This window comes from Paenibacillus rigui (assembly GCF_002234615.1).
Lineage (GTDB): Bacteria > Bacillota > Bacilli > Paenibacillales > NBRC-103111 > Paenibacillus_S > Paenibacillus_S rigui.
Window position 1 is genome coordinate 166,092 of record NZ_NMQW01000013.1, and the last position, 12,251, is coordinate 178,342.

Consider the following 12,251-nt stretch of genomic DNA (forward strand, 5'->3'; position numbering starts at 1 on the left):
TCCAACTAGCTAATTGATTCTTTTTTCTCTAGTCTGCTTAGCAGCTTTTCCGTTAATAAATACTTGGTTCTTGTCACAATCGGCTGCGAACAAAATGTATAGTAATCTACATTTTTCACTATATACAGCAGCCTGCCCATAGCTACTGCGAAAGCTCCGAAGGCAGAAAGGAAGTAAGATAATCCATAATGCTTGTAAGGATACAAGACAATAGCAAAAATCAGATTCAGAGCCAGGAACACAGCTGCCGACCACATGGCACCCTTACGGTCATCGAAGTAGAGCAGCAGCAGCACAATAACGAATAATATCATATACAGGAAGTCGCCCAGCACAAGGATATTGAATGTATCCATTTCCTCGCCTGACAATCCCAGCATCGGCAATATTTTGATCCCCAGGCTCATCGCGAGGATCGAAACAACCAGCTGAACCTGCATAATGAAACTGATTTCCTGGAACAGAACATTTCTCATTTCTTTTTTGGCCCGTTCAATATCGCGGAGTGTCCCGGATCCAAGAATAACATTGTAATACGCACGGAATTTCTCGTAAAACGAAGTCTCAACCGAAACAACGAAGACAACCATGGTCGGGACAATCGTCAAATAAGCATAGAATACAGGCACGTCATACGCAGGAGCGAACCAGAACGTGTCTGCGACTTTGACGCCAAACTCGCTTTTCCAATAAATAAAATTGTGCAGGTAAATGCCTAATGTAGTGAAGAAGCCTGTTAAGGCCAAGGAAGGATACTTCTCTACGTAAGTGAAGAAGGCGAAGTAATTTTTGTTACCCCTGGGAAAGTACGACTCCAATTGATTTTTTAGCAGCAGAATAATGACCAAAAAACCGCACATCATCGAAGCTAGCGCCCATAAGGCAGTCTGCGCTTTAAATCCGTAAAATAGTACAGCCGCACACAACAAAGTGACAACGACTCCAATGATAAAAGCTTTGGCAATGCGGGCATAATCTTTAAGCGCCGACATGTACACCGAAAGAAGCCAGATGATGATAAGCTCTGCATACAGCACATACAGCGTACATTTAAAGAGTAGTGAAAGGGGGGACGACCATAAATAAGCAGCGGCCACGATTTCACCGATGATTAAACAAGTAATTGACAGTCCATAAAAGGAAGGCAATATGCGTTCATATTCCTTCACATAAAAGGTATCCGCCAAATAGCGGGAAATTACCATCGTAAAGAAGCTTGTGACCAGCAGTGAAAATATAAACGCGTATTGGATCGAGGATAAGAACAATTCTCTTTCCAAAAAACTCACTTGTCTTTCCTTCAGAATGAACTGAAGAACCGTCAGCATGACCATACACAGCATCATCGGACCTACGGTGACCATGGAAGAGAAGGCATACGCCTTGATATAGTTAACAATTCCATTGCCGCGAAACAGCTTTTTCAATTCAAATCCAATTCCAGCCATTCCTTAATGCACCTCATATTCTTGATACAAATTGCGGTACGATTCAATAAAGCTGTCATGGCTGTACAATGCTTTCGCCCGCTCCAACCCGTTCTTGCCGAATTCTTCACGCATCTGTTTATTTTTGCAGAGCTTAATAATGTTCTGTCCGATCTCCTCATAGTGCATCACCGGAACGACAAAACCCGCTTGTCCGAATTCATCCTGCACACCGTACAGCAGCTCCTTACAGCTCCCCACATCCGTTGTCACCATAGGTTTAGCGCAGGCCATGGCTTCCAGAACAGCCAAAGGCTGGCCTTCACTGATGCTTGTAAGCACGAGGACATCCATCTGTCCAATGTAATCCCGAACTTGAATAGATCCAGTGAACACAATGGCATCCTGCAGATCTAGCGCCGCAACCAGCTGTTCACATTCCTGGAAATACTCCGGGTCCTCGTCTGTCGGTCCAAAAATATAAAATTTGGCGGTAGGAACCTCATGCTTCACAATGGCGTAGCTCTGAATCATTGTCTTAACATCCTTAATCGGAACCAGTCTGACGACAGCCCCGATATTCAATTCAGTGACGCCTTCCTGCTTCTGAGGAATCCCCGCGAAATGGTCCACCCGGACTCCGTTAGGAATGATTCGAATCCGCTCCTCCGGACATCCTAATTCAATCTGTATTTCCCGGTTGCGGTTGAAAAGCGTCAATACACGGTCGGCATACCCGTACGCACAATTCGACAAATTGTAAAAATATTGAATCCAAATGTCTTTGAAATAGCCTTTAATCCAATTGGCTTTAATAATTTCTTCCTCACGTTCCCTGGAATAAATCCCATGCTCGGTTAGCAGGAACGGCTTGTTATAAATATGCTTCGCAAGGGCGCCAATAATCCCCGCGTAACCTGTACTTGCACTATGGTACAAGTCGGCTTCGGGGATGCTGCTTTTGATTAGCAAAAACAGGGGCAGTATCATCGAACGCACTGTCCAAAACATTTCTGTAAATGGAATTTGGCTGTACTTGTCCGTGCATACCTCGTACATGATGTCGAAAAAGTCTTTGCTCGTCAAAAAATCCGTCACTTGTTGATAATGATTATTGAGGACCAGCGAAAAGATGTCTGACCAATTCGTTTGTTCCCCCTGGAGCAGCAGCTTCAGGGCTTCCTCCTCACGGTCATCTAGCTTAAACCTTTTTCCCCACTTGGCATCTTCATTCAAGAAGGAGTCTAGGAAAACCTCCTTGACCTCAATGATATTCGGCGGCAAGGTGTATTTGAATTTCCCTTTATTCTTCTCTTGAGCTCCGATGGCATAAATGATAAATTCATGCTCCGGCATGGAATTCACAATGGTCTGAATCCAGCTCGAAACTCCTCCTGTGATATAAGGGTAAGAGCCCTCACAAAGTAAACATATTTTCACCGAAGTCAGTCCAATCCTATTTCGAATTTGTTTTGCTTCACACGAACTACATAGACTCCTTTGTCGACCTCTTCCACACTGCAATCCTTTAATATTTTGATTTTTTTATCGGTCCGAAGCAGGTAATATAAATCGCCGGTGAATCCATCGACATACCCTTTAATCCCGTCCTGGGTATGGTCAATTCGGATTTTCTCTTGCGTGTAATGCATCGTTTCAATACCGCTCTCCGTTGCGGTCATACTGCGCAGCCATGGATACATCGCTTTAATTTTACTCATCATGTCATTATATTCACGATACATTTCCTCCCAAGTTCGTCCTCCGTTCCGTTTGCTGTCCAATACATCATCAGGATGAACGAAATGGGAAAATGCGCCAATCGAACTGACAGCGTTGATCATCGCCCACTGATCCGATTCTGACATCCCATAGCCCGAGCTTAATCTCGGCATTTCGATCATGCCGTCTTTGGCAACGCCAAATTCCTGCACATACGCGATGCCTGCCACGAAATCTTCATGATAGACAGACGAAATAATTTTCATGTTAGGAAATACTTGCTTAATCGCCTCTCTGCCTTCATCGCTTAATACGTTGGAAGGAGGAACATACGTGTGCATTTCATAGCTTGGAAAGATTTGTTCCATATAAGATTTGACCAGCTGCAATGCCGCTACCATATTGCTTATGCTGGTCCAAGGCTTGTAGTCCAATGTTTCCGTAACCTTTACGCTGTTGGCAAAGGATTGATGATTATATCCATGAAGGCCGATCTCCCCTGCGTTCTTCAGTAGCTCCCTACCGTATATGATTAAGCTGGACTGCTGCGTTCCTTTGGGATCATCGAATGGAGGCTCCACTTTATCGTTATACGTCTTGATCAGAACCCCCGTATATTTCAAGTCGTATTTTTTGGCTGTCTGGAGCATATCAGGCCACCAGATGTCCCGATAAAAGGCCGGAACCGTCCGGTTATACGCCTTGTGAATTTCCTGACTTTCCACATTGTAGAACGGGGTCGGGAAATCATCGATGAAAGCAACCTTCGTATTCATAATCGGATACATGTAATCCTCATGGCTTGTTGCGATTGCACCTGCAATCAGACCGCGGCTTGCCTTGTCTACAAGCATCGTCCCGTTAAACACAGCCACTTTACCTTTACCGATACCGGTCTCCCATAGGAGCGGCACATGCTCAGAGGAAATTGCGTGGATTGTACTCGTTTTATCCAGTTGCACATGGGTTGAAGAGTTCGAAATAAAATTCCCGCTAAAGCTCTTATCCTTGCCCTGAAGCAGGATGTTCGTATTTAGCTTTACCCCCGTTGTGGTTACATAAGCCCCTAATTCGACAATGCCCAGCTTACGGTAAATTTGATACATGGCATCGTTCACTTCAGGTCTTGTAGCAAAAAACAGGTGTCCCCCCTGCTCCCCATAAAGCATCAGCTTGTCAAGAATGCCGATGTCGCTTAAGTCCCGCTCTGCAATAATAACCGTATCGTAGTTTTCCAAGGACACATGCTTTAAATCGCTTGCCTTTACTTCATCGACTTCCCTCTTTAAATAACGGACCGTCTGCACAATATTATTCTTCAACGTATCGCTTGCATCTTCATCCGGATTGTAGACAACAAGGTACCTTTCCACCGCTGCGCGGTCAAAATCTGCCGCTTTGCTCTCTGTCTTGCTGCTCCGATAGCCCAGACCATCATTGAGCAGCGTATGATTGGTTTTTTGATATAAGAATTGAGATCGCGTCAAATCCACGGAGATGGCAAGCAGCACGATGATAGTCAGAACAATAATTAAATTTCTGCGAAAATAGTTATTCCTGTCCATTTATACCTCTTGTGTCCATAAACGAATTTGATGAAGCGCATGGTTGGACAATCTGAAGGGAAGCTTCTTTAATTTATCTACGGCTGCAAGCAATTGCTGCTTATTACGCATCACAAAATATAATTCAATATACAAAAGATGGACATCTTCATGGAGCGGAAAAGCTCGTTCAAAGCTGAAGCATGTCGCTGTGGCTGCATCCAGCTCTCCGAGCTGCAGCTCCATACGGAATTTCTCCTTGAAATAATGTTCTTCGCCCTGATACTGCTCAAGAATATGGCCAAGGATTTGAACATACGTATGCTCGTATTTCTTTTTTGTCCGCTCATCCAAAAATCCGCTTTGCAAAAACTGCTTCAGAACGACAGCGTAGGGCTGAAGTAGTTCAAGATCCCTGCGGTTCTCCTCATATTTCACCGCAAATTCCTGTAGGGCCAGCGTGAGCCTGCGCTTAATCTCAACAACTGCCGTTGCTGCATAGTGAGACGTTTCCGTATCCTCATTTCGGACCGCCTGCTCAAGAATGTGCATATATTGGATGGCATCGTCCTTAAGCGCATCAATGAGAATTTTCCGCTTCGTCTCCGTATCATTAATCAGAAGAGCTTCCTCAACTGGAATCACATTCATTTCCTTGACCAGGTTTACATTGCGGTAAATATCTCCCCGGGAATCTGCTTGGCTGTCGAAGAATGGCAATTGGACTTCAAACTCTCTGCCCTCTTTATGCCGATACTCATAGAACAAAACAATAAACCCGGCCACCGGCAAGCATAGTACCCAGCCTAACTTAATAAAAGCCTCGAGTCCGGGGGACTTCCTTCTCCAGTACATATAGAAAAACAAACATAGAAGCACATAGGTGCTGACAACCCATTTATCCATACATAACTTCCTCTTCGCAAATAATCGAGTCGACGCCTTGCTCCGCCAATCTTTTTCTGACAATTTCCGTATCACCCTTGGAAGAATTCGCGAGCAGCGCGAGCAGCTGACCGCTTTTGCCAAGCCCCAAATAATCCGACTCCCGAAGGGAACGCTGAATAAGGTTTAACTTCTCCTCCTGGTGAATGAAATTGACGTCCAGCATGAGCAACCCATATTCGATATGTAATCGTTCTTTCGTTGCCCGTTTGGTTTCAAGCACTTTTCCGAACGCTTCTTCCTTCAGAACAGTCATCCCTTCGACATAACGCTCATTCATCGTCGCGCTCCAGAAACGATATGCCTTAGATAAGGCCGCGGTAATTAATTCAATAGCAACTTTGAAGAGATTCTGGTGGTATAGCGAGAAGTTCTCATACTGCATATCGTGCACAGAAACGAGGGCAACCACTTGGCCATTATCCACAATGGGAGCCATTAACATGGCAACGTTGCTTTCCAGTTCATGATTGATGAACACTTCCTTCGATTCAATCACTTGCCCGATACGTGGCTGATCTGCAATGCGAAGCGATTTGGGCAATTCGAAATTGTCCTTCTTGGACTTGGCGCTAAGCCTTAAGAAGCTGCCATGCTTATTAACCGAATAGATACTGATCGCGTCCGACTTCATGATGCTTTCCAGTACCCCCACCGCTGAACTGTAAATATTCTCCGGCTCTAATGTGTCCAATTCTTTCGTAATGGTATAAATTTTACCGAAGCTATCGCTGGAGTTAATGATCTGGCTCTGCAGCTCCTCTTTAACCTTCCGCGTATCATTAAAAATTTCATTCAAAAATTCGTAACGCTCTTCAATGGCTTGAACCTGGGAAGCATAGGAGTTCACCGCCCGGTTTTTTCGGTCAACAGTATACCCGATGGCGATACCAACAAAGACGTAAACGGCAATTTGAGCCAAAGACTCTGAATCATACAACAATGAAATGAGGTCTCGCCCTTGCATCAAGCCGAAGCTGACATAAAAAATGGAGGAGAGAAAAACGGCAGGAATCGATTGACGGGACCCATACATAATCCCCATTAAAATAATATAGAAGAAGCTGAAATCGAAGTCATCCAGATCATACAGCTTCCCGTTATGTACATATACCGTCAAAAAAATAACGACAATAAAAGCCAATGCATTTTCCAAATAAGGCAGCAGCTTCTTGAAATAAGCGAGCAAGAAGTTCTCCGGCTTTTTCGGCTTTGGCACTTCCTTGACTTTATGATCGGCAAACCAGCGATAGGTCTTTTCAAGCCCTTCCTCGAGCGTGTACATCGGAATCCAATCCAGTTGACGTTTGATTTTGGAGTTATCCAGACTGGACCGAAAAATATCGCCCTGCTTCGCTTCCCTATACTGCACGCTTTTAATAGGCTGAATCGTTTGAAGAACCTCAATCAGCCGGTTTACGCTGTTCTCGGTATTGGATGAAAGATTCATGACTCCACTTGCATCGCTTTCGACAGAACGGTAAACGGCATCCGCAAGATCCTCTACATAAATAAAATCCCGGGTTTGATGCCCATCTCCGTAGACTGTAATTCCTTGGTTATCCAGCATCCGTTCTATAAAAATGGAGACGACGCCTCCTTCTCCAACGGTGCCCTGGCGGGGGCCATATACGTTGGAAAAACGAAAGCATAGCGTCTGCAGATCATACAGCTCGTTCCATTTGCGGCAGTACATTTCCCCGATCCATTTATTCATGCCGTAAGGGGAAAGCGGCTCGCAGCTCTCCTCTTCGACCAGCGGAGTATTCTCATTCATGCCGTAAACCGCTGCAGACGATGCAAAAATAAACTTTCCTACCGCATATTTAGTCGATAGATCCAGTATGTTGGACAGTCCCAGTATATTCGATCGGGTGTCCAGCACCGGGCTCTTCATCGATGTAGTTACATCAACTTGAGCAGCAAGGTGAACGACGACATCAAATTTATTACTTTTGAACACTTCCTCGCACTTCTTGCTCTCGACATTAATTTTGTAAAATTTGTGAGGAAAATCGATATTTTCCGCATTGCCCGAAACCAGATTATCAATGATATATACTTGATAGCCTTCTTTGAAAAACCGCTCCGCGACAAAAGATCCAATGAATCCGTATCCGCCTGTCACTAAAACTTTCATAAAATCATGTCCCCCAATATATCACTTATAGTTCTTTAGAACTATTTTTCAGCATTTTACCCCTCCTATTATACTATTAAATTTTTATAAATCGACAAAAGTTTTCTTTATAATTCATCAGATTTCGACTTATTAAGTAATCTTTAGCTTTGTATAAACCGGATTCACTGGGCACATTTTCCACTTCGCTGTTGAAACCGTGACATAATCCTTTATAATGATTAAGACCTAAAACATCTTAAGGGGATCAGCTCATGATGAAAATACGAAAATCAAAATATGCTATAAGTATTGGCATAGCTCTCCTATCCGGCTGCTTGTTGTTGAATTATGGCGTTTCCGCTCTGCAGAGCCGGCAAATGACCACATTCCGGCCTGTCCCATCCTCTGAACTTTTGACGAATCCTTATATGGGCCTTGCCGTGGATGCTGAAGAAACGGAGAGCACGGAGCCTCATAAGCTGGTTTATGCCGAATTAACATGGCGCGACCTGGAGCCTGAGAAAGGTATTTATCGTTTTGAGGAATTTGAGCAGAAAGTACATATGCGCCAATGGACCGAACAGGGCATGAAATTCATCTTGCGTTTTATGATGGATAACCCGACACAAGAGGCTCATCAGGATATCCCGGATTGGTTAAGTCAGGAAATTTCGGCCGATGGAACCTGGTATGATATTTCATATGGAAAAGGCTTCAGTCCTAACTATAATAATGAGAAATTAATCGCCTATCATCAGAAAATAATTTCCAAATTGGCTGAACGCTACAATTCAAGCCCTGCCGTAGCCTTCATAGAGCTCGGAAGCATCGGACATTGGGGCGAATGGCACACAAAGGACGATTCGCTTAATCATCCCTTTCCAGGAACGGACGTGGCCAATCGTTACTTAACTCCCTATATAAACGGGTTTACGGATAAACAATTGCTCATGCGAAGACCGTATCCCGTTCCAAGTAAAGACCGTTCCGTCGGCTTATTCAACGATGTTTTCGGAAGTGAAGACGGTACAATGAAAGAATTCGTCCCCTGGTTTCAAAAAGGCTACAGCTTCTGGTTAACCGGAGAGCAAATGCCTGCAATGCCGGACTTTTGGATGTACGCTCCCAGCGGAGGGGAGTTCACAAGCGAGCACTCGCTGGAAACACATCTCAGCTCCGCCAATCTGGACAGCATGCTGAAGCAAGTCCAAGTCAGCCATACCTCTTGGCTTGGACCCAACGTTCCTACCAACTGGATAAGGAATACGACCCGGCAAACCAATTTGGAAAAGCTTCTAAAAACGATGGGCTATCGTTTCCTGGTGGAGTCCGAAAGACATCCCGCCATAGTGAAACCGGGGGTGAACATGCCTGTCGATATTTTGATAAAGAATGAGGGCGTTGCCCCATTCTACTATTCATGGAAAGTGGAGCTTTCTTTGGCAGATGCGAACGAACAGCTTGTTACCGCCAGTGTAACCAACGAGGATGTCCGTTCCTGGCTGCCGGGTAGTAAAAAATTCACCCAGAGCATTGCCATCCCTCCCCATCTGGCACCGGGAACTTATACGCTATGTCTGGCTATCATAGATCCGGATACAGGAAAAGCCGGCATCGATTTCGCTATGGAGGGCAAACGCAGCGATCATCGGTACCGACTTGGTCAAGTGACTATCAAATAGGTGTTTCTTGCGATTCTTGCGAATGGCATTGTTAATAAGAGAAGTCTTTTTGAAACTGAATGGAAGAATAGCCGCTTACATCATCTGAAGTCACGAACTGTACGTTCTTTGTTTGTCCAGAGTCCAAATGATACACGGTTCCTGAGGCTCTCCCCAAAATAGCATGTTTGTCGTCTGTGAATACCGCCGTGAAATTAATGGCTTTGTAGGCGTGGCCGTCTGCATTCGCGATATCCGCCGTGATTTCCCAGCCTAATTCGGTTTGTTTCGTTTTCACATGATAAAACTTGATATTGCCATCACTGTATTCTTCTTTCTCATCTGTAGGAAATGGACCGGTAATGGAAATGCTGCGTGTGCCATCATCCCAGCTCACTTGCGCACCTAGCATTTCCGATACGGCCCGGAGAGGAATATAGCTTGTATCGTTAATAAGCTCTACTGAGGTTTCCGTCGATTTACCGTTCACGAATAATTTAATGTCTGATTCGCTATAGGCATGCAAAGCAAACCCGAAAGCTCCGGCCGCAATTGCTACCCCTATCAATGCCCGTTTCCCCATCAAAATCAACCCCCGCAATCATGTTCATGCTATCCGATAAATTATTACTCTAGTTGAAACTACAGGAAGTGTCAAGCAAAATATCGAACCCTGTCGAACAACAAAAAAAGCCGCCTCAGCAGTTATTCGCTAGGGCAGCTTTCACAAGGCATAAGGCCTTGATTACCATTTATTATAGACATCGTTTGGATTCAAACTCGGAATAAAGTTTAGTTTTTTGCTGTAATCCTGACTCTTGGTATCCGGTACGGTGGCAAGTACAAGCAAACCATTATTTTTTTGATTGTCCTGCAAGTAACTGATCCATTTTTTGGACCAAGCATCTTTCGAAACAGTTTTGTAAACGAAATCCTCCCACAGGACTCCATTCACATAGCGGATGCTGATGGCCTTCAAGGTTTCGAATGCTCTATTCTGAATCAGGCTAAGCTGCGGATGGTTCGATTTAATCTGAGTAAGAAGCTGCTCATAGCCGCTTCTCATTGCGGCTTGCTGTGCAGGATCCGTAAAGTAGCTGTCTATTCTTCCGACGGTATCAAGGAACACCCCGTCTATCCCTTTGTCGCTGATTTGCGTTTTGATCCGGTTTAAAAGAGCTTCTTGATAATGGCTCTTGCTAATATCCATCAAATAGCTGTTCCACTGGCCAAAAAGAACCTTGCTGCCGTTTTTCTTAAAATAATCGTCTTCTACCACATTCGGAGCAACCGTTTTGTCCCCTGCGTTCATTTCCATGACACTTGTGTAGCCGATGACAATCGTTCCACGGCTTTTGATATAGGAAATCTGGTCTGCAGTATAAGCAGTCGGCTCAATTACGACCATGTTGTACTTCTGCATGTTATCCAAAATGGTTTTCGTTGGAGTACCATAAAAAATTTTGAAGGATTGAATAGACGATACCCCCGCGGAGGCGGTTTGTGCCGAAGCCTGCCGTCCCGGTAACACAGTTGAGATAAGCGCGAAAAGGCTAATAAAAACTACAAATCTAGCGGCGGCTTTAAATAGCATAACGGATCTCCTTTCGGTGGCTGGCTGACTTACCTTCAAATGGAGAAGGGGAAGTCCCTTTAGCTTTGCGTCCCTGCCTTTCGACAGGTTTGCCTTTATCGGTTGAGATAAAAAAAACGGAAGTCACAAGGTATGACTCCCGTTCATTACGGTAGGAAGGCTACTCTCGGTAACTGGCTGACGTACTTTCGGCATAGAAAGCGTAGTCCCTTTAGTTTTGCGTCCCTATCTTTCGACAGGTTTGCCTTGATCTAAGTAAATATTTTTTGGATATCTGTAGATTATGGGAAAATGGCGTTCCTGTACATAGGCCTTTTTACCTAACAATCGTTCTTTTGATTTATTCCTTGAACCGGTTAATAAATTGGATCGCCTTCGCGATGTCCGCCTCCGGTTGATCCCCCACCTCACGTTCGATTGTCAAATACCCATTGTAGCCGATGTCCTTCAGCGCTTGAAAATAGCGGTCGAAATCGACGCGCCCTTCACCTAACGCAAGCTCGCGATAGGTCGGCCCTCCGGAGGCCGCTTCGGCGATGCGCTCATGACTCATCGGCTCGTAACCGAGTGAGCCGTATACTTCACGCGGGTCCACTTCCCGCAGCCTTACGCCGTCCTTGACGTGCGTGTGCACAATGTAGTCCTTGAGCGTGTACACGCCCTGTACCGGATCGTCCCCGGTCACCATCACCATGTTGGCGGGATCGAAGTTGACCGATACGCCATCGGAGCTGAGCGAATCGAGGAAGCTTTTCAGATGCGAGGCTGTCTCCGGCCCCGTCTCTACCGCAAAATAGGCTCCCATGCTCTTTGCATACACGCCAAGCTCCTCACAAGCCTGCTGCATCGTCGCATAGACCGAATCGTTCGCGTCGCCCGGCACAACGCCAATGTGCGTCGTCACGACGTTCGTACCCAGCTCCACCGCCAGATCCAGGATGCGCTTGGATTTCTCAATTTTGCCCGGATTCGCGGACGGATCCTGGAAGCCGTGCCCTCCCAAGTCACCGCACAATGCAGAGATCCGAAGACCTAATGCTTCGATATACTGCTTCAGCTCGCGTCTGGCCGCCTGCGATAGGTTCGAGGGATCCATCCCCCCCGAAACCGCATAAATTTGAACGCCGTCTGCGCCAAGCTCCTTTGCCTTTCTCAAGCCGTCTCGCAGCTCCATACGCAGACTATCGACCATAATCCCGATAGGGTTGGACAGTTTCATTTGCATCCCTCCTGATT

At 45.4% G+C, this 12,251-nt stretch carries 9 protein-coding genes and 2 riboswitches; of the genes, 1 reads left to right on the top strand and 8 read right to left on the bottom strand.

The genetic code is table 11. The annotated features are described in order from the left end of the window. Window positions 1–5: 5 nt before the first annotated feature. From pelG to CF651_RS09460, 5 genes are read right to left on the bottom strand one after another with little or no spacing between them, the layout of a single operon-like run. Window positions 6–1,448 carry an exopolysaccharide Pel transporter PelG gene (gene pelG / locus CF651_RS09440; protein WP_094014606.1) on the bottom strand — a complete coding sequence of 481 codons (1,443 nt, stop codon included), beginning with the start codon at window positions 1,446–1,448 and terminating at the stop codon, window positions 6–8. 3 nt (window positions 1,449–1,451) lie between these two features. Then, window positions 1,452–2,867 carry a GT4 family glycosyltransferase PelF gene (gene pelF / locus CF651_RS09445; RefSeq protein ID WP_094014607.1) on the bottom strand — a complete coding sequence of 472 codons (1,416 nt, stop codon included), beginning with the start codon at window positions 2,865–2,867 and terminating at the stop codon, window positions 1,452–1,454. A gap of 5 nt (window positions 2,868–2,872) precedes the next feature. Continuing rightward, a complete protein-coding gene (locus CF651_RS09450; protein WP_094014608.1) occupies window positions 2,873–4,714 on the bottom strand; it encodes a DUF2194 domain-containing protein in 1,842 nt (613 codons plus the stop codon). Further along, window positions 4,715–5,599: a hypothetical protein gene (locus CF651_RS09455; protein WP_094014609.1), complete on the bottom strand. Its 885-nt coding sequence runs from the start codon at window positions 5,597–5,599 to the stop codon at window positions 4,715–4,717. Then, window positions 5,592–7,778 (bottom strand): NAD-dependent epimerase/dehydratase family protein, encoded by a 2,187-nt coding sequence (locus tag CF651_RS09460; RefSeq protein ID WP_094014610.1) that lies wholly within the window; start codon window positions 7,776–7,778, stop codon window positions 5,592–5,594. The genes CF651_RS09455 and CF651_RS09460 overlap by 8 nt, the downstream gene beginning before the upstream one ends. A 254-nt stretch (window positions 7,779–8,032) precedes the next feature. On the opposite strand from CF651_RS09460, the gene CF651_RS09465 reads away from it, so the two are divergent. Next, the gene (locus tag CF651_RS09465; protein WP_094014611.1) at window positions 8,033–9,442 is read left to right on the top strand and encodes a DUF4832 domain-containing protein; all 1,410 of its coding nucleotides are present in this window, start codon (window positions 8,033–8,035) and stop codon (window positions 9,440–9,442) included. Window positions 9,443–9,473: 31 nt separating this feature from the next. Here CF651_RS09465 and CF651_RS09470 read toward each other — a convergent pair whose 3' ends face one another. The 3 genes from CF651_RS09470 to CF651_RS09480 all read right to left on the bottom strand — a co-directional run bounded on the left by CF651_RS09470 (window position 9,474) and on the right by CF651_RS09480 (window position 12,234). Continuing rightward, entirely contained in the window at window positions 9,474–10,004 is a 531-nt protein-coding gene (locus CF651_RS09470; protein WP_094014612.1) for a stalk domain-containing protein, read from the bottom strand. Between the two features lie 162 nt (window positions 10,005–10,166). Next, on the bottom strand, window positions 10,167–11,015 hold the full coding sequence (locus tag CF651_RS09475) for a glycoside hydrolase family 191 protein (protein WP_094014613.1): 849 nt from the start codon (window positions 11,013–11,015) through the stop codon (window positions 10,167–10,169). A 12-nt stretch (window positions 11,016–11,027) separates the two neighbouring features. Continuing rightward, window positions 11,028–11,119: riboswitch (cyclic di-GMP riboswitch) on the bottom strand. Between the two features lie 61 nt (window positions 11,120–11,180). Beyond that, window positions 11,181–11,271: riboswitch (cyclic di-GMP riboswitch) on the bottom strand. Window positions 11,272–11,355: 84 nt separating this feature from the next. Then, complete coding sequence (locus CF651_RS09480; protein WP_094014614.1) at window positions 11,356–12,234, bottom strand: sugar phosphate isomerase/epimerase family protein; 879 nt, start codon at window positions 12,232–12,234, stop codon at window positions 11,356–11,358. Between the last annotated feature and the right edge of the window lie 17 nt (window positions 12,235–12,251).